Source organism: Parabacteroides sp. CT06 (assembly GCF_002257605.1).
Taxonomy (GTDB): Bacteria; Bacteroidota; Bacteroidia; order Bacteroidales; family Tannerellaceae; genus Parabacteroides; species Parabacteroides distasonis.
In genome coordinates this window covers 916,639-935,734 of sequence record NZ_CP022754.1, presented here as the reverse complement: position 1 = coordinate 935,734, position 19,096 = coordinate 916,639, and the positions used below count along the sequence as shown (strand labels likewise).

The following is a 19,096-nucleotide window of genomic DNA, read 5'->3' as shown; positions in this document are numbered from 1 at the left end:
TTTTATTCCAAATTGTATTCCTTGATTTTTCGATATAACGTACGCTCCGATATCTTCAAGTCGGCCGCCGCGTTCTTCCGTCGCCCGTTATGCTTCTCCAGAGCCTTACGGATCATCTCCTTCTCCACCTCTTCCAAGGATAAAGTCTCCTCTTCCACATCCTCGGCATCTTGGATCGTCGGGTGCATGGCATGAACCGCCGCCGGATGGATCGGATGCGCATAAGGGGTATCATCCGCCACCGTTGGCATCGGGATATTCCCTCCCATGATATCATGCACTAATTTCTTTAGCTCGTTCACGTCCTTTTTCATATCGAACAAGACTTGATAAAGGATCTCCCGCTCGCTGTTAAATATCTTTTGATCCGAATCTTGCTTCACCAATACCGGATATTTCTCAACATTTACGTTCGGCAGATAAAGGCGCAGGACATCCGCCGTTATATCCCGTGTCTCTTCGATTACGGAGATACGTTCCGTGATATTTTTCAACTCACGCACGTTACCCGGCCAACGGTAAGAAACCAATAATTGACGGGCCTCATCATCCAAGCGGATCGGCGGCATCCGGTATTTCTCGGCGCAATCACTGGCGAACTTACGAAATAATAAGACGATATCTTCCGGACGCTCCCGCAAGGGAGGCACTTGAATAGGCACCGTATTCAAACGATAGTACAAATCCTCACGGAATTTACCTTCCGAAACCGCCTGCACTAAATTCACGTTCGTAGCGGCAACGATACGAACGTTCGTCTTCTGTACCTTGGAGGAACCGACCTTGATAAACTCACCCGTCTCCAACACACGAAGCAAGCGTGCTTGCGTAGGAGTTGGCAACTCTCCTACCTCATCCAAGAAGATCGTTCCACCGTCCGCTACCTCGAAATACCCTTTACGGTCGGCCAACGCCCCGGTAAAAGAACCTTTCTCGTGCCCGAAAAGCTCCGAATCTATCGTCCCTTCCGGAATAGCGCCACAGTTTACGGCTATATATTGTCCATGCTTACGCTGACTGTTCTGGTGAATAATTTGCGGGAAAGTCTCCTTCCCGACTCCACTCTCTCCTGTAATAAGAACAGATAAGTCGGTTGGCGCTACTTGAAGTGCAACGTCGATCGCACGATTTAATCCCGGGTTATTACCAATAATCCCAAAACGCTGTTTTATCTGTTGTACATCAACCTTCATCACTCTTTCACTTTTAAAATCTGTAATTATTTCAGTTACTCTGCCAAAATTACAAATCTTAATTCAAACTACCACTATTGATAACAGAATCTATCGGTCGTTTCTTATTTTTTAGCACCATATGTACGTTTATACAAGAACTCGGCAAGATCCTTGTCTTCCGGGATGGCGGCGATCTCTTCCGGCGAGATAGGCTCACCGATATATACATCCGCTTTCTTTCCACGCTTATTGAAAGCCTCTGTAGGAATACGCAAGGTACGTATTTGCCAGCTGATATTCCCTAGCCAATAGAAAAAATGGGTATTTTGGAAATCAAAATAAACAGGGTATACCGGTGCTTTCGCCTTACGAACTAAGCGGATCACGCTATGCGCCCACGATAAATCCCGTACCTGTTTCTCTTTTTTATTATAAAATGAGATCGCTCCAGCAGGGAAGAAACCCATCGGATGACCTTCTTTCAGGCGTTGCAGGGATAGTCGCACGCCATTAACATTCGCCGGATTCGCCCCTCGCTTGTGGGAATCGGGCACCACGGATATGAAATTATCCTCCATCGCCCCGATCTTGGTCAAGATGCCGTTCACCATCACCTTAAAGTCCGGACGGCGGGAAGCGAAAATATCAATCAGCATGATTCCATCCAACGACCCGATCGGATGGTTGGAAACGGTAACAAAAGCCCCTTCCGGCAGATGATCTAAAATCTCCTTATTATGAACCTCATAGCTGAGATCGATAATGGGGTCATGCAATAAAGCGGAAGTAAACTCAGCGCCCCGTAAATGACAATTCCGGGCATGTACCTTATTAACCAGATCCACACGTAAGCACTTTATCAGCAACTTACCTAACCATGTCCCCACTCGCCCCTTGAAGAACGGGGCCATCTCTTGCAAATCGTAAATGTCAACAACACTCTTCTTCATACTTTATCCTAAAAACGAGGCACACATCTTCTCATGTTTCCTCATCACTATCGCTAGTACGATGTTCAACACGATGATCTCGTATAGGTAATAAGCCCAGACCTGTCCCGTTAGTACGATCACAAACATAACCATCGTCCGGCCATTAAAGGTCAACAAGTCTATGTAACGCATTAAATGACGACTCTGTTTACGAAAGTCCACACGGATATTCTCCGGAATATTATCCCCATACTTCGCGTGCAAATTTTGTAACATACTCTGTAAGGTAGGCGTAGCCTTCACTTGCAACATCGTATACCAACGATATAAGAAGTAGAAAAACTTGTTAATGCCATACTTCATCTCCTTATGTTTCGCCTCCACCTGCTCCAAAGACTGAAACTCCGAGCCTTTATCCTTACTGATAAAATAAAGGTGAAGCGTCTTATAATAATCCGTGATATTCGCTTGGACTAAATGAGACAGACCGGATAAGACCGCCAAGGCAAAGAACCAATCCGTACCGTAATCATGAGACAAACGAAGAGCGAATCCGATATAGATCGAAGCGAACCAGATATCCCCGGCGAATCCGTCCAAGATACGCCCGATAGCGGACTTGATCCCTGTAAGACGTGCCAGCTGCCCATCCACGCAGTCGAGGATATTGGCAAATACCAACAATAATATACCACAGATATTATATGTCAAATTATCGTGATAAAACATAAATCCGACCGCCGCACCCACGAAGATCGAGATAACCGTAATCATATTCGGGGTAATCCCCGTGCCTCGCAACATACGAGCAATACGAAATCCTATCGGACGATAAAAAATTCGGTCTATCTTATTTTCTGTTTCTATCGACTTTAACGATGCTTCGTATTCCTTATCCAACTCGCTCATTTGTTTCTTATTTATACGAGTAACCGCCATCCACAACGACTACCTCGCCATTAAAATAACTATTCTCTATCAACATTTTATAAACTTCCGCCAATTCATCCGGGTCGCAGAACCGTCCCAAAGAGACCTTGTTCTCTATATTCCGACGGATCTCGGCAGGCTTTGTTTTCTGCCATTCCGTATCGACAAAACCGGGAGCCACGGCATTCACACGCAGTTCATAGGGAACTAAGAACTTCACCATGTTTTTGACCAGCGCATGAACAGCACTTTTCGTCACTCCATATGCCAAGGATACCGAATGAGGCTGTATTCCCATCAAGGAACCCGTAAACACGATACTTCCCCCCTTATTAATCCGTCCAACAATCTTCTGTAAAAGGAAGATCGGGAAATGGATATTAGCAAAGAAAACCCGGTCCCAATCCTCGAATGAAAGTTCCTCAAAAGGATCCCGACAGGTCATTCCCGCATTGAACACAAGGCCGTCCAAACGTAGCCTATTCTCCTCCAAGAAAGAATCGATAACCCCGATCGTATTCCGATCCGAGATATCGGCCCGCAGAATAGAAACCTGTATATCGAAACGCCCCACCAACTCGCTACGTACCTCCTCGGCGGTCGCTTGGTCGGAAGCATAAGTCAGTATAAGGTTATATCCGGCCTTTCCTAAACAGGACGCTACCGCCTTTCCTATCCCTTTTGTCCCACCGGTAATTAAAATAAATTTATCCATGAAACTGATCGTTATTTAGCGGCAGATCCTTTCACTGTTTCCGGCTTCGCCTGACGTTGGGTTGTCAGATTCGCCTCATAAGAATCATGTATCGTTTTTTTCAGATTCGAGGAGGAAACCCCCGTTCCGTAAGGGAAATAAAATACCTGAACGCCTAAATCTTTCAGATAGTCGTACTTTCCGAACCAGTCATCACCTACCACGAAAGCGTCGATGTTCAGCTTCTTCACGATTTCCGTGTGATCCAAGGAATGTTGTGGAATAACGATATCGGGAGTCTTCAACGCCTCGATGATCTGCAAACGTTCATGGAACGGAATGATCGGCTTCGCTTTATAAGAAGAGACCAACTCATCTGTACTAACCCCGACGATCAATATATCCGCCAAACTACGGGCGTAATTGATCATCCTAAGATGATTATAATGGAACATATCAAACGTTCCGGATGTATATACTATCGTTTTGTCTTTAAACATAATCGTAATTTTCGTTTTAAACCGCAAACTTACGCAAACTTTTCCTATCTTAAAAGTTTAAAACCAAAAAGCGTCCCACGTCCCATACAAAAATGTCATGTCAATAACATCCATTCGTTATTAACATGACATTTTATGTATTTATTGAAACTTGTCAGGAAAGATCTACTATAATCCGTCCGTATCGTCGTCTTTCGTCAAATCCAATTTCTCATTATCTCCCCCCCTATCGAAATATTGCTTACGCAACGGGTTGGCGGTAGCCTCCTGATAACGTAACCGGTTCCGGAAGATATCCAACGCCGCATATAAGGCTTGGCGGAACGACTCTTCTGAGGCCACGTTCTGCCCGGCTATGTCATAAGCTGTTCCATGTGCCGGAGAAGTCCGTACGATCGGCAATCCTGCCGTATAGTTCACCCCGTCATCCATCGCCAACGTCTTGAAAGGAGCGAGCCCTTGATCATGATACATCGCTAAGACACCATCAAATTTATCATACATCTGCGAACCAAAGAAACCGTCAGCCGCATAAGGGCCAAATGACATTACGCCTTTTTTCTCCGCCTCTTGCATTGCCGGTATGATAATCGTCTCCTCTTCCGTACCCAGCAATCCGGCATCACCCGCATGAGGGTTTAAGGAAAGAACCGCGATGCGTGGCTTCACAATACCGAAGTCTTGCTTTAACGACTGATTGAAAATACGCAGCTTATTCACGATATCGCCCACGTTGAGGGAAGACGCAACTTGCGACAATGGAATATGCCCCGTCACCAAAGCGACACGAAGATCATCTTTCATCAAGATCATCAAGGCTTTTTTATCCAAGCCACCGAAGCATTTCTCCAAATACTCAGTATGCCCGGGAAAATGAAAATCCTCGTTCTGGATATTATGTTTATTGATCGGGGCGGTAAGCAGTACATCCACTACTCCCCGCTTCATATCCGTAACCGCCGTTTCCAACGCCTTGAAAGCCGACTCACCGGCAACCGGCGTAGATTTCGACAACTCCACCTTGGTCTCGTCCTCCACGCAGTTAATAATGTTCACCCGGTTTACTCCCGCATCCTCCGCATGTGAAATAATATTCATATTGATAGGAGGAAGCTCCAATGCCTTCCGGTGATAAGCGGCTATCTTGGACGAGCCATAGATAATCGGCGTGCAAAGCTCCGCCATGCGGGTATCGGAAAAGGTCTTTAATATCACCTCATAGCCGATACCATTTATATCTCCGTGGGTGATCCCCACTTTAATCAGTCGTTCTTCCATATATTTTGTTTGTTTATTACTTTTTCTCTTTTGGGATATCCAATGTCTCAGTTACCGGTTCATCAAATTCACCCGGCAAACGTAACGTAAATAAGGCAGCTTCTATTCTACGCATGAAATTACGCTTGTCTGTCTCCGGAGCATACACAAATCCCTCGGCTACAACCACACGATGATTCTTTTCATCCAAGCGGGTGTGGCTTACGAACGGGCCTCCCATCATATCGCCTTGCATTCTCCACAAACCGCGCATCACGCCACAATATTTACCATTTAAGGTTATTGGCGTATACTCCACTCCCGCACGCGTTTCTGTTTGCATATAGGAACCCGGGAACGAACCCGGCAGATTCGCCTTCAATACAGAATCTCGTTTAGCGACCAGATATTCCTCCGTAAACGTATTCGGATCAGTATAAGGGAAAGTATATACGATTAAGTCCATACGGCCTGTGTTAGCGTTATTGGAAGACCAGAAGAAATCTGTCGTATCCTTATAGTACGTGAAGTTTGCCGGAGCGTTTAACATCACGTTCAGGTCGCTTTTCAGGTTATCCATAACCACCATACTATATTCCTTTTGTAATTGCTCTATCGCACGATTCATCTCCACCTTTACGAAGAAGTTGACCAACGCCTTCTCATGGGTCTTTGAATACTCGACGATCGACTCCGTATTAGGAGCTTTCAGCGAAACAACCACCTGTCCTCTAGCCCAGACATTATTCTCGTAGCCTACAGAAACTTTCGTATAAGCGGTGGGATCTATCGTAACCACTAATATATTCCTTACATACCGTAACAGACCTGTAAAATCCTTTGGTTGTACGTAGGTAATCTTCAAAGAAGGCTCGGCTTGCGGCAGTCCGGGCACCGAAGAGGCCAACTCAGACTTTATGGCTTCTCCCGCAGGGCCTTTCCAATCCTTTTGATCCATAACCACGACAACCTCATATGCGAAGCCCGTAGCTTGAGTCATCACAGAACCCGAATTACATGCTCCCATCAAAACAAGAAGCAGCAACATACCGATGAATAAAGAACGTGTTTTCATACCCGTGTGTTTTATATTATACAAATGTAACATTTTTTGCGGTAGAAAGCATTCCACAAGCGGCGAAAATATCCTCCCCTCGTGATGCCCTTATCGTACATACAACTCCTTTGGCGTTTAAGAAATCCCGGAACGCCTCCATTTTAGCGATATCGGAAGTCTCTAAAGACACATTCGGTATCGCATGAAAACGGATCAAGTTTACCCGACAAGGTATTCCACCTAATAAACAACTCAAAGCTTCGGCATGTTTCAAGCTATCGTTCAAATTTTTAAAAACAATGTACTCAAAAGAGACACGTCGTTGATGCGAAAAATCATATTGTTTGATTAAATCGATCACCTCCCTCGCTGGGAATGCCTTTTCAACCGGCATCAAGGAAAGACGTTCCATAGGATAGGGCGAGTGCAGACTTACGGCCAGATGACATTCGCTCTCCTCTAAAAAGCGTTTCAAGCCTTTCGTCACACCGATGGTTGAAACCGTGATACGCTTCGGGCTCCACGCATATCCATACGGGGCCGTGAGTATTTCCAAAACCTTGAAAAGCTCGTCTACGTTATCCAGTGGCTCCCCCATTCCCATGAAAACGATATTCGTCAATGAATCGTTTTCCGGCAAAGACTGGATCTGGTTCAATATCTGGTTCGCTGTCAGGTTTGCCGTGAAGCCTTGTTTTCCCGTCATACAAAACAAGCAATTCATTTTGCATCCGACTTGAGAAGAGACGCAAAGAGTCGCCCGATCATCCGTAGGAATATAAACAGACTCAACAAAACGCCCCGGTCCGGCAGCATATAGATATTTGATCGTACCGTCTTTCGACTTTTGATACTCAGATGGCGGATAAGCCCCGATCTCGAATGAATCCTCTAATAAAGCACGTTTGGCTACCGCTATATTCGTCATCTCCGAAATCCGGGTTATTTTCTTCTTATAAATCCAATCGGCCATTTGCTTAGCCGCATATGCGGGAAGACCCACCTCAGACGCTACACCTTTCAGTTCCTCCAAGGTCATCCCTAATAATTGTCTTTTGTCAACCATTCTATCGATATTTTCTTATTCGCGAAAGTACGAGAAATATTCCACAAAATAAAGATCCCCTGTTTTGTCGTCAAGATATATTTATTTTGACGGCAAAACAGGGGATCTTTTTTATCTTAAGTATAAATACTCTTTATTAATAGAAACGGATACGGTTGTCTTCCACCTTAGCGTTGTTGACCATAGATTGGATAGCTTGGAATCCTACACGATACGCATTCGAAGCATCCAACGCACGGATTTCCTCAGCCTCGTTGAACTCCTTACCATCTTTATTTCTTGCGTATACTTTGAACACATATACACCGTTGTTACCTTTAACCGGAGCACTTACTTGGTCAACTTGAGCCATAGAAACCATAGCGTTCAAGTTCGGTTCGATACCGATACCAGCGATACGGCGAGTACCAAAGTTCACGAACTTCACAGAGTCTACAGAAGAACCCATCGTTTCAGCATATGCCTCAACTGAAGTTAAATTCTTAGCAGCCAATTCCTGAGCGATCTTATCGCCTTTCTTCTGGGCAGCCAATTCAGCTCTCAAAGCCGGAGCGACCATATCAACCGGACGATACCCCTCGGAAATACTTCCTTCTACAGCAGCCACGACAAATTTATCACTACACTCGAAGATCTCAGAGATAGAACCTTTATCGTTCTGGAACGCCCAACGAATTACCGGACGTGAATTCTTGATAGAACCTAACAACTGATCATCTGTAGTAACCGTTGCACCTGAAATCAAGTTATAACCGGCTTCCTTCGCATTCTCCTCCAATTTAGCCATAGAGTTGTTCTTAGATACGAACTGATTCAACTCATTGTAGATGTTGCTATAGGTCTTAGAGCTAGGAGATACAGTCATGTCGATATCTGCGATCTTATATTTTTCAACATTTCCTGTTTTCTCTGTTACTTTTACAAGGTGAGTACCATATAAAGATTTCACAACCGCTACCTCATTCAATGGAGTTGAGAAGACAGCCTTCTTAAAATCATCATTCACACCTCTCAAAGCGGTAACCTCTGTAAACCAACCTAGTTCACCACCATTCTCGGCAGCTTGGTCTGCTGAGTATTTCTTAGCTAATTCAGCGAAATTAGCGCCACCTTTCAACGCCCCCATCAAGCTATCAGCCAAAGCTGTTGTCTCAGCCTCAGATTTACCGGCCAACATGATGTGGCTAACTTTTACTGAGTCCGGAGCGACCGTCTTATCGACTAGCTTAAACATTCTGTATTTGTCATTCTCGAATACAGGACCATAAACAGCGCCAACCTCAGAAGTCGTAGCGAATTGTTTCATCTCAGGATCCAAAGCCTTCTCCGTGAAGAAAGCGTCAACATAAGGAACCTCAGAGTTCTCGTTTACTACATCAGCCACTCTTTCAGACGTAGCTAGCTCCTCTTTCAAGCTCTCGATCTCGGCCTGTGCCTTATCATAATCCTCTTTACTCGGACGGATATCTACGGCGATATATTTAATTACCTTAGATTCTTTTTGTTTATAAAGCTCCTTGCGTTGGTTATACAATTTCTCGATCTCGCTCTTGCTTACCTCAATCGTTGAATCCGGAATCGTAGCATATGATTGCATAGCGTAAATGATATCCGAATTCTCGGCATTATCATTATAAGCTTCCTTAGCGTCCAATGAATTCGCGGAAATAGCCTTACTCAATAATGTCGTATATTTTTGCTCCAAACGTTGACGTTTGATGTTCTTCTCCCAGAACAACCAGAAGTTCTTAGCTTGAATCAGCTGTGCCTGTTGATCTGCCGGATAGCTAGCGATATTATCGGAATCGATTTGTTTCAAGAAATTCAACAAAGCGGCCTTATCAAAAGCACCAGTCTGAGGATTCGTAAACATTTGCATTTGTTGGATCAACGGAGAGATATTCTCACCTTGAACCATATCAAACAATTCTTCCGGACTTACTCCCATACCTAATTTAGCAGTAGCCTCGTCCAACACGACCTCTTGTACCATCGCATCGAATACGGACTGGCGAATCTGTGTCATATATTCCTCGGGCAGGCTGGCTGAACCGGATTGCATCTTATACATCTCGGCCATCTCATCAACGCGACCTTGATAATCTTGAATTTTTACAACCTCTCCATCAATCTCGGCGATCCGTTCCTGTGATTGCCTAAAATAAGTAGAACCAGAGTTTAAAAAGTCTCCAATGATAAAAGCGAACAATGCCAAACCCACCACGAGTACCAGCAGTCCTGCTTTGCTTCTAATTTTTTCCAGCGTAGCCATTTATCTTTATTATTTTTTAAAGTTTATTATTTCACATTTTAAGGGCACAAAGATATGAAAAAAAGGAAATTCCACAGCATATAATCCTTTTTTTTATCAAATCCCTACTTTCATACGTACAAGTTCGATCTTCGTAGCCGTTACTTTGATTATCTTAAACGAATATTTATCGATCTGGACAGTCTCGTTCAATTTCGGGAATTTTTGATAGAAGTGCAAGATAAAACCGGCGATGGTGACATAATCATCCGACTCAGGAAGATCCAACCCGAACATTTCGTTCAAGGTATCAATCTCCATCCTACCCGACAGCAAATACTCATTGTCCGATACTTTTTTAGCCACATGCGACTTCATATCGTGCTCGTCCTCAATCTCTCCGAAAATCTCCTCCACCAAATCCTCAAGTGTCACGATACCCGACGTACCGCCAAACTCATCCACGACAACAGCCAAGCTCTTCTTCTCTTGCATCAGCAGTTTCATCAGTTTATTCGCTGCCATCGTCTCCGGAACGATCGATACGCTACGGATATGCTGGGTCCAATCCTCCGGATTCTTGAAAAGCTCGGAAGAATGGATATATCCGATAATGTTGTCAATATTCTCGTTATACACCAATATTTTCGAAAGTCCTGTCTCGATAAACTTAGAACGCAATTCCTCCATCGTAGCCGACGTATCACAGGCTACGATCTCCGTCCGGGGCACGATACAATCCCTCAAACGGACATTCGAGAAGTCTAAGGCATTCTGGAAAATCTTAACCTCCGTATCCATATCCGAATTTTGAGGTGCATCTTCCAGACTTTGCTGTATAAAATAATCCAAGTCTACCTTGCCTAATGCCTGAGGTGAACTTTTCAAGTTCTTCACGCCCCCTAACTTCAAAATCAAAAAAGATAGCAGGGAAGAGAACTTGGAGACCGGATACAGGATGATATATATAATAAATAATGGTATCGCAAATATATTGAGTGATAAATTAGGATTCAACTTAAATATGGTCTTGGGAATAAACTCCCCGGCAAACAAGATCAAGATCGTAGATATCACGGATTGGATAAAAACGATCAATGCCTCATTCGCAACCACCTTGGCTATAAACGGCTCCAATACGATTGCCATCTGAAGACCATAAACGACCAACGCAATATTATTTCCTACCAACATGGTAGAGATAAACAAATTTGGATTACGATAGAAAATACCCAGTATCTTACTGGATAGACTACGTTCCTTCTTATCCAGCTCGAAACGAAGCTTATTGGAGGAGATAAAAGCGATCTCCATCCCGGAAAAGAATGCGGAAAATGCGAGGGAAATTAAAATATAAGTCAGCGTCCCCACCTTAATTACTTTTTATTGAATCTATTTGTGACACATCTCCCCGGGCACTATCCCCCTGAACTGTCCGTGTCGTATCGGCCAGAGCATCGCTCACCGGGAAAATACCTTGTGAGTTAAATATCTTATACTGAGTCATATCTTGGTTCGACTCAAAGCCTATGCCTGTTATGATCTTATCTTCTTGCTCGATACGCATAAACTTATCAGAATAAACCTTCTCCTGCTTCTGGTCCCAGAACAATTGGGAAGTCTCAAAATGCTCCCCTTGCAGACTTTCCACCTCTACATTACCGATCAGCTCCCAAAGCCCTTTTTTATCATAATAATAGGCTGTATCCGCCTTAATACTCGCTTCTGTCTGGAATAAGGTATCGAACTTCTCCACGTAGATCCCCTCGGGGAAATACCAATGGGGTTCCGCCGCCTTCCCGTAAATCTGCCACTCTTTCGCTTTCAAGCGATATCTCGTGATACCAGAATCGGAGATCAAGGATGACACATCCGTAGCCTTCATCGTATAAGTCTTGTCCGGATCAAACTCAACATCAACCACCTCCTTATGTTCCTTACTGCAAGAGGCAGAAAACAAAAGAAGCATAACAACCACCACGAAGGTAGTTGTTATGCCCATATTTTCCGTTTTACAATGAAAACGATTTCCTATCATAATTACCGAATCGTTGTACGCTCTCCGATCCAACCACCGACAGTGAAAGGTTTGCCCTTCTCCAAATCCGGGTGCATGAAGATCTCCTCCGTAGAAGGAAGGTGAGCACGATAAGATGATATCAAAGTATTAGCCTCTTCAGCAACACTCGGATCTACCTGTTTCGCTTTCTCAAATTTATCGATAGCGGCATTATAAGCAGCTCTTGCCAACACTCCATCATTCGGGAAGACAGATTTAGAAGTAGCGGCATACATCTTGCCGATCAATAAATAAGCATTACCATAGTTTGGATTTACCTCCAAAGCTTTCTGGCAATATTGTCTAGCCTTCGAATAAGCATTTTGCTCAAACAGCAACAATGCGATCATATAATAATCATCAGCTTTTGAAGTCGCGTCCGTTTCTAAATTCGCGGCCTCATCAAAGTATTTAATAGCCGTATCATAATCCTTTATCTTAACGGCTTTCTTTCCTAGCCCAACAGCTGCCTCGGCACTAGGTTCTTGACGATAAGCATAGTCTGATGCCAAAAAGTAAGCCTCGATTTCTTGGCAACCTGTTCTTCTCAACAAAGATATAGTCTCTTTCAAATAAGGTAAGTTATCCTTATTCTCCTCGATCTTAGCAGCATACAAATTCTGCAAAGTCTCGCAATCGGCAGCACCACTATTTGCAAAGGCATTATCAACACCACTCTTATATGCGGTCAAGGCATTCACTTCTTTTTGATTGTTTGCAGCCTGCGCAGCTTTTAACTGAGCATCCAAGCCAGCAGAAACCTTCAAATAATCTTGAATATACTGCTCTTTGAAGTTCGGATCGTTAAGCATTTTCTTCATAGAAGAGAAACTAAACAAGGAGAGACCTAGAGCCTCCGTATCAGCACCTTTCTCATCAACGATCTCCTTCAACCAAGTATAGGCCTGATTATAGTCGGCATTATCGCCTGTTTGCGCTAAATAATCTTGCACTTTTCGAGCAACGATCCAGTCTTTTCCATACCGGCGATCATTTCCAAAATATTTCACACGCTTGTCGTAACCCCCCATCAAATCATCAATAAGAGCATTCTTCTTAGCGGGATCTTTCTCTTGGGCGATCTTCCAGCCCATAATTTTCACACCGTACAAATAGATATCTTTTGTAGCGGCAGGACACTCATCGTACACGATCTTCCAGAAATCATAGGCATCTTTGAAGTTTCCGGCTTTCGCGTAAGGAACGAACAAGCTGATATTGGTAATACAACGCACGCTATCCTCACCGGAACCGAACTGTGTACCATTATCTACTCCTTTCTGCGCATAAGCACCCAATGTACCCATAGTACATCCAAGCGCTAGTAATAAAACTTTGATCTTCATATCTCTTTCTATTAAAGTTAGCTATAAATTTATATTCCTTCAAAAAAGTATCATACTCATTAGACCCTTTCGGCCATTCCCGGTTTAATCCACTTTTCGTTTAAAAAACCATAATTCGTTAAATGTATAGTTCACCGTAAACCGGAAATACTGCTCATCAATCATTGTACGTAATTCCGGACGGATCTTCACGTATTCAAATGACAGGTTCACTAATGAACGGTTATCGATCAATGGAAGCCCAAAACCGATACTCGCCCCATATTCATTATAACCATGTCCTTTATAACCATTCTCCTCGGAGCGACTGACTCTTAAGTACGAATTGCTATAATGAAAACCGGCACGGTATCTGATACGTCCCAGATAATTACGATTATCATAACGAGGAATAAATTCGGCACCAGCCGCTACACGTGTACGATTCTTGAATTGACCTTTCTCGTTATCAAAATAAGCGTTCGCCCAGTCCTCATATAAGAAGTCCGCAGCTAACGTCAACCGGTTCTCCTTCACATAAGAGATACCCGCTCCATAAGAGTTTGGCATATCAAACCGATAATTCTTAATTGTATCGTTCCTTGTATATCCGGATGTAGCCGAAGAACCGACAAGTTGAGTATCATACACAGTCGTATTCAGCTTTTTCCCAGGAGAATAAACGAAACCTACCGTGACATGCTCCGTCTTGCTCAAAGGATGCGTATATTGAATACCAAAATCTAACTTTAAATCACGAATCTCATAACGTTGGTTTCTATACACATCGTCCGCCCCTGTCGAACTCGGGAAAATCAAGTTGCGGGAATGTGTTATATTTCCAAATAAAAATCCGGCGTTCAAACCAATGGAAAGACGCTTCTTCCAAATATCATAGGAGAGCCCTAAATAGGCATCGCTTAAGCCACCTTCGCCACTAAAGCTTTCTCCCCAACTTAAACCGCCCTCAGTACGGCTCTCGCCGAAATCATATCCTACATATGAATAAGGTAATAAACCAATACTCATCGCTAAACGCCGGGTGATCGGAAATTGCATAGCGATATACTCCACGTTTCCATTCATCTGTCGTTGCTTATTCGTACCGTCATAGAACCAAGACACCTGACCGGACGCACCAAAATCAAAAAGGAATGTCAACGAATCCATACAACTATAAGATGCTGGATTTAATGGATTTATCTGTTTAGAGGACCTTAATCCATAACCGACTCCACCCATCGCCCTTCCGGCACCAAAAGATCGATCCGCCAACTCTCCATATCCAAATCGCGTATAAGGCGAGTTCGTGTTATTTTGAGCCCACAATGGCAATTGTGTAAAGATAAGAAAACTTATTATTACTACCTTATTAATTTTCAACATTATACTCTAAGATTCTGTTTAATCCTGTCAACACTAAATTAATGTCTGCAAAGATGGAGTTTTTTAGCCGTCTTTCAAAATAAAACGAATGACCGCCTGTTAAAAAAACCAAAAGATCCGGATATTTTACTTTCAGCTCGTCAATATATCCGTCCATCTCGTAAACAATCCCATTCACCACACCCGCTTGGATAGCCGTTTCCGTACTTCTCCCGATAAGCGGTATATCATCCTCTTCCGTTACCAAAGGCAGTTTCTTCGTAAAATGGTTCAACGCTCGAAAACGGGTTGTCATCCCCGGAGAGATATTCCCTCCCAGAAAGATACCCGGCGCTTCTATCACCTCATACGTGATAGCGGTACCGGCATCGATAACCAGCAGATTTTTTCCCGGCCGCAAATAATTCGCCCCCACGACAGCGGCCAAACGGTCCTTGCCTAGCGTTTTCGGCGTCCCATATTCCACCTTGATCGGTAAAGCTACGTGTTCATCCAGAAAGACAAAACGCTGAAGCTTATTTTTTAGATAAGCGATCAACTCATCGTCCGTATCTATCACCGTCGATAAAATGCCTTGCGTAAAAGCGTACTTCTCAAAAAGAGCAGCGACCACAGATACACCGAATTGCTTGTATACAAAAGAAGCCTCTATATGCCCATTTTTATACACAGCGACCTTTGATGACGTGTTACCTTGTTCTATAATAAGATTCACTTCTCTGATATTTTCCGCAAAGAAAAACAAAAATGATGAAATAACACGCAAAAACATCGTATAACCTCTAAAATTCTTCTTGAACAAAAAGGATCGCATCTCTGTTTGAAGAAAAATCTAAATAAAAAACAAGTTATGAATTACGGGATTAGTGTCTTATTCAGGGCGATTCCATTGCTAATGGCCCTCTTTTGTTTCGGTTATGGATTTTTTGTCTTTAACTATGGAGTGGACTCCAGCAGATTCGTCGCCGGACCTGTCGTATTCTCTCTTGGCTTTATTTGTATAGCCTTGTTCGCTACGGCAGCGACCATTATTCGTCAAATTATCCATACATATAATAATGTAGCCAGATTCGCCTTGCCTATCCTTGGATATCTCTCGGCAACCATCACTTTTCTGGCGGGCTTTATCTTACTCATGTCCTCACCGGCGCCAGCAGACTTTGTCGCGGGCCATGTCATTTGCGGGGTGGGCCTTATAACCGCATGCGTAGCAACAACGGCTACCGCCTCTACCCGATTCACCTTAATACAAATGAACGCCAAAAGCGACGATCCCAGAATACCAGACAAAGCGTTCAACTTTTGGCAGGGGGTATTCTTGATCCTTGTAGCATCATTTATATCCATAGTCGCATGGATTTGGGCTTACCGGTTGCTAGCGCATAGCGACGAGCATTCCCAATACTTTGTCGCCGGGCATGTGATGGCCGGACTAGCATGTATTTGCAGCAGCTTAATCGCTTTAGTCGCCACGATCGCCCGACAAATAAGAAACACATATTCCCGATTGGAAAAAAGGCTATGGCACCGTTTTGTCATCCTGATGGGATCTATCAGTCTGATATGGGGCCTCTTCGTATTAGGAGATAGCGACCCGGCTAATGCCTCAACCGGATATATCATGATCGGCCTTGGATTAGTTTGCTATAGTATCTCCAGCAAGGTGATCTTGCTGTCTAAAATATGGAGGGAAGAATTCAAGCTTGCCAACCGGATTCCATTAATTCCCATATTCACGGCTTTATTCTGCCTTTTCCTCTCCGCTTTCCTTTTCGAGATGGCGGCCGAGCATAGTTATTATGCCATTCCCGCACGGGTATTGGCCGGACTGGGAGCGATCTGCTTTACGTTGTTCTCCATCGTCAGCATATTGGAAAGCGGAACCTCTTCCAAGTAAACTGTTTTTTCATCGTGATGAAAATACTTTTTCTTCACGGTGAAAATACTTTTTCTTCATGATGAAAATATTTTTTCCTCACAATGAAAAAATCAACATTCTTTGATAAACCATCGGCCACAACACATAAAACATTCTTTAACACTACCAAAAGCATAAGGTTTTCAATTCTTTATAAACAATTATCATCCCAAGAGTAAGAAAACGCTTGCAAAGTAAAAAATAATATCTACTTTTGCACCCGGGTAAGTCCTACACGGCATGCTCCCTCGGAATCCCCCAGGGCTTGACCGCAGCAAGGGTACTTGGTCGTAGCGGCGCGATGTAGTAAGCTTACCCACCTGCCTCTTTAGCTCAGTTGGCCAGAGCACGTGATTTGTAATCTCGGGGTCGTTGGTTCGAATCCGACAAGAGGCTCAGATAAGACACATCTTAAAGAAGGAAGCTTATAAGTAGGCTTCCTTTTTCGCATTTTAGGCATAATATAGTTGCGCATTTGCATTAATATATTAATTTTGCTGATAAGAATTCAAAACTGCAGCATCATGGAAGAGAATAAGAATTTACTTTTAAAAGGCGCTATGACTTATGGTTTGGCCATGGGTATATATTGGGTAGTGAAATACATCTTTTTCATCTTCAGCGTTTCCGTCCCCTCCTTAAGTCTTGTCTATTGGCTATTGACGCTCGCCGTCCCTTTCATCGCCTACTACATGACGAAAAGATATCGGCACGACATCGGTGGAAGGATCAGTTTCTTTCATGCATGGAGATTCGGCACGATGTTGTATTTTTTCGCCGCATTGATCGTCTCGCTTGAATACTTTGTCTTTTATCAGTTCATCGCCCCGCCTGATTTCGTGGCAAATGCGATCGGGCAATTAACGACTGTACTAAAGGATAGCCAAGTCAGCTCGGAGATGATCGACTCGCTCAGCAAGATTCGTATCTCGCCAATCCACATGGCCATACAAGGAATATTTAATAACGTATTTTACGGCATCATACTTTCTATACCGGTAGCGGCTCTCTTGTGCAGGAACAATTCGACAGGTTCCATCACTGAAAACCGCTAAAAAGTTAATTACAGACAAATAATGGACATATCAGTTGTTATCCCGTTGTATAACGAAGCCGAGTCTTTACCCGAGTTATTCTCGTGGATAGAGCGGGTGATGAAAGAACATAATTATACCTATGAAGTCATTTTCGTGAATGACGGCAGTACGGATAATTCTTGGGAAGTGATCGAGGAGTTGAAGCAACGTTCTCCACACGTCCGGGGAATCAAGTTCCGTCGCAACTACGGTAAGTCGCCGGGATTGCATTGCGGATTCCAACGGGCTAAAGGTGACGTGGTCATTACCATGGACGCCGATCTGCAGGACAGCCCGGATGAGATACCCGAACTTTACCGGATGATCACCGAAGACGGGTACGATCTGGTATCCGGCTGGAAAAAGAAAAGATATGACCCGTTGTCTAAGACGATCCCCACGAAATTATTCAACGCGACAGCTCGTAAATTCTCGGGAATAAAGAACTTACACGATTTCAATTGCGGATTGAAAGCGTATAAGAATGTTGTCATTAAAAATATAGAGGTGTATAACGATATGCACCGTTACATACCTTATTTAGCTAAGATTGCCGGATTTCACAAGATTGGCGAGAAAGTAGTGAAACATCAAGCCCGCAAGTACGGAACTACTAAATTCGGGTTGGATCGCTTCGTGAACGGTTATCTTGATTTGATCACGCTTTGGTTTACTTCCAAATTCGGAAAGAAACCGATGCACTTCTTCGGTTTATGGGGAAGCGCTATGTTCTTCATTGGTTTTATCGCTCTAGTAATCGTACTCAGCATGAAATTGATCTCGATGTACTCTGGAGATCTAAGACCTTTGGTTACAAGTTCCCCTTATTTCTATATTTCATTGACAGCGATGATTCTGGGAACCCAGATGTTCCTAGCGGGCTTTATCGGGGAGTTGATTTCCCGCAATTCTCCGAATCGCAATAACTATAAAATAGAGGATGAGATATGAGTTTCCTAGAATTAGCGAGAAAACGTTGTTCTATCCGAAAGTATGCCCCCAAAAACGTAGAGCAAGAAAAGATTGATTATATCCTAGAAGCAGCTCGTTTGGCCCCTTCGGCGGTAAATTATCAACCTTGGTATTTTGTTTGGGTTCAAAGTGCGGAAGGAAAAGCTAAATTACAAGAATGCTATCCCCGGGAATGGTTCAAGCAAGCGCCTTATTACTTGATCGTTTGCGGAGATCATCAGCAATCTTGGAAACGGGGCGATCATAAGGATCATATGGATATCGATGCGGCTATCGCCACGGAACATATTTGTTTAGCCGCAGCCGAACAAGGATTGGGAACTTGCTGGGTTTGCAATTTCGACACGGAGCTTTGCCGGAAACATTTTAAAATTCCGGAAATGATCGAGCCTGTTGTATTGATACCGTTCGGCTATCCTTCCGACCCGGCATTATTCGATGAGACTCCAAAGAAACGTAAGCCTATAGAAGAAATTATTAAACGGGAATCATTCTAGT

General features: G+C 43.6%; 18 protein-coding genes and 1 tRNA gene. 5 read left to right on the top strand and 14 right to left on the bottom strand.

What is annotated here, in order from left to right; genetic code table 11:
* Nucleotides 1-2: 2 nt before the first annotated feature.
* From CI960_RS04080 to CI960_RS04015, 14 genes are all read right to left on the bottom strand, one after another.
* A complete protein-coding gene (locus CI960_RS04080) occupies nucleotides 3-1,193 on the bottom strand; it encodes a sigma-54-dependent Fis family transcriptional regulator (protein ID WP_005861580.1) in 1,191 nt (396 codons plus the stop codon).
* A 104-nt stretch (nucleotides 1,194-1,297) separates the two neighbouring features.
* A complete protein-coding gene (locus CI960_RS04075; protein ID WP_005861578.1) occupies nucleotides 1,298-2,125 on the bottom strand; it encodes a lysophospholipid acyltransferase family protein in 828 nt (275 codons plus the stop codon).
* A gap of 3 nt (nucleotides 2,126-2,128) precedes the next feature.
* Nucleotides 2,129-3,016 carry a CDP-alcohol phosphatidyltransferase family protein gene (locus CI960_RS04070; protein ID WP_005861576.1) on the bottom strand — a complete coding sequence of 296 codons (888 nt, stop codon included), beginning with the start codon at nucleotides 3,014-3,016 and terminating at the stop codon, nucleotides 2,129-2,131.
* A 7-nt stretch (nucleotides 3,017-3,023) separates the two neighbouring features.
* Nucleotides 3,024-3,752, bottom strand: coding sequence for an SDR family NAD(P)-dependent oxidoreductase (locus tag CI960_RS04065; RefSeq protein WP_005861574.1), 729 nt, complete (start codon nucleotides 3,750-3,752; stop codon nucleotides 3,024-3,026).
* Nucleotides 3,753-3,763: 11 nt separating this feature from the next.
* Nucleotides 3,764-4,231 carry an adenylyltransferase/cytidyltransferase family protein gene (locus tag CI960_RS04060; RefSeq protein ID WP_005861572.1) on the bottom strand — a complete coding sequence of 156 codons (468 nt, stop codon included), beginning with the start codon at nucleotides 4,229-4,231 and terminating at the stop codon, nucleotides 3,764-3,766.
* Nucleotides 4,232-4,399: 168 nt separating this feature from the next.
* The gene (gene pdxA / locus CI960_RS04055) at nucleotides 4,400-5,509 is read right to left on the bottom strand and encodes a 4-hydroxythreonine-4-phosphate dehydrogenase PdxA (protein ID WP_094582234.1); all 1,110 of its coding nucleotides are present in this window, start codon (nucleotides 5,507-5,509) and stop codon (nucleotides 4,400-4,402) included.
* A gap of 16 nt (nucleotides 5,510-5,525) precedes the next feature.
* On the bottom strand, nucleotides 5,526-6,563 hold the full coding sequence (locus tag CI960_RS04050; RefSeq protein WP_005861568.1) for a DUF4837 family protein: 1,038 nt from the start codon (nucleotides 6,561-6,563) through the stop codon (nucleotides 5,526-5,528).
* A 16-nt stretch (nucleotides 6,564-6,579) separates the two neighbouring features.
* Nucleotides 6,580-7,611: a 23S rRNA (adenine(2503)-C(2))-methyltransferase RlmN gene (rlmN, locus tag CI960_RS04045; RefSeq protein ID WP_005861566.1), complete on the bottom strand. Its 1,032-nt coding sequence runs from the start codon at nucleotides 7,609-7,611 to the stop codon at nucleotides 6,580-6,582.
* Nucleotides 7,612-7,747: 136 nt separating this feature from the next.
* Nucleotides 7,748-9,883: a SurA N-terminal domain-containing protein gene (locus CI960_RS04040; RefSeq protein WP_005861564.1), complete on the bottom strand. Its 2,136-nt coding sequence runs from the start codon at nucleotides 9,881-9,883 to the stop codon at nucleotides 7,748-7,750.
* Nucleotides 9,884-9,979: 96 nt separating this feature from the next.
* Nucleotides 9,980-11,233: a hemolysin family protein gene (locus CI960_RS04035; RefSeq protein ID WP_005861562.1), complete on the bottom strand. Its 1,254-nt coding sequence runs from the start codon at nucleotides 11,231-11,233 to the stop codon at nucleotides 9,980-9,982.
* Between the two features lies 1 nt (nucleotide 11,234).
* Complete coding sequence (gene lptC, locus CI960_RS04030; protein ID WP_011965921.1) at nucleotides 11,235-11,900, bottom strand: LPS export ABC transporter periplasmic protein LptC; 666 nt, start codon at nucleotides 11,898-11,900, stop codon at nucleotides 11,235-11,237.
* 2 nt (nucleotides 11,901-11,902) lie between these two features.
* The gene (locus CI960_RS04025) at nucleotides 11,903-13,267 is read right to left on the bottom strand and encodes a lipopolysaccharide assembly protein LapB (protein WP_094582232.1); all 1,365 of its coding nucleotides are present in this window, start codon (nucleotides 13,265-13,267) and stop codon (nucleotides 11,903-11,905) included.
* Between the two features lie 84 nt (nucleotides 13,268-13,351).
* Entirely contained in the window at nucleotides 13,352-14,632 is a 1,281-nt protein-coding gene (locus tag CI960_RS04020) for a membrane protein (RefSeq protein WP_005861556.1), read from the bottom strand.
* Nucleotides 14,619-15,446: a type III pantothenate kinase gene (locus CI960_RS04015; protein WP_005861554.1), complete on the bottom strand. Its 828-nt coding sequence runs from the start codon at nucleotides 15,444-15,446 to the stop codon at nucleotides 14,619-14,621. The genes CI960_RS04020 and CI960_RS04015 overlap by 14 nt, the downstream gene beginning before the upstream one ends.
* A gap of 36 nt (nucleotides 15,447-15,482) precedes the next feature.
* Here CI960_RS04015 and CI960_RS04010 point away from each other — a divergent pair, with 36 nt between their 5' ends.
* The 5 genes from CI960_RS04010 to CI960_RS03985 all read left to right on the top strand — a co-directional run bounded on the left by CI960_RS04010 (nucleotide 15,483) and on the right by CI960_RS03985 (nucleotide 19,095).
* On the top strand, nucleotides 15,483-16,529 hold the full coding sequence (locus CI960_RS04010; RefSeq protein WP_005861552.1) for a DUF2776 domain-containing protein: 1,047 nt from the start codon (nucleotides 15,483-15,485) through the stop codon (nucleotides 16,527-16,529).
* Between the two features lie 343 nt (nucleotides 16,530-16,872).
* Nucleotides 16,873-16,946: transfer RNA gene (locus CI960_RS04000), tRNA-Thr, on the top strand.
* A gap of 128 nt (nucleotides 16,947-17,074) precedes the next feature.
* Nucleotides 17,075-17,605, top strand: coding sequence for a DUF4199 domain-containing protein (locus tag CI960_RS03995; RefSeq protein WP_005861548.1), 531 nt, complete (start codon nucleotides 17,075-17,077; stop codon nucleotides 17,603-17,605).
* A 21-nt stretch (nucleotides 17,606-17,626) separates the two neighbouring features.
* Nucleotides 17,627-18,577: a glycosyltransferase family 2 protein gene (locus tag CI960_RS03990; RefSeq protein WP_005861546.1), complete on the top strand. Its 951-nt coding sequence runs from the start codon at nucleotides 17,627-17,629 to the stop codon at nucleotides 18,575-18,577.
* Complete coding sequence (locus tag CI960_RS03985) at nucleotides 18,574-19,095, top strand: nitroreductase family protein (RefSeq protein ID WP_005861544.1); 522 nt, start codon at nucleotides 18,574-18,576, stop codon at nucleotides 19,093-19,095. The genes CI960_RS03990 and CI960_RS03985 overlap by 4 nt, the downstream gene beginning before the upstream one ends.
* Nucleotide 19,096: the final 1 nt, after the last annotated feature.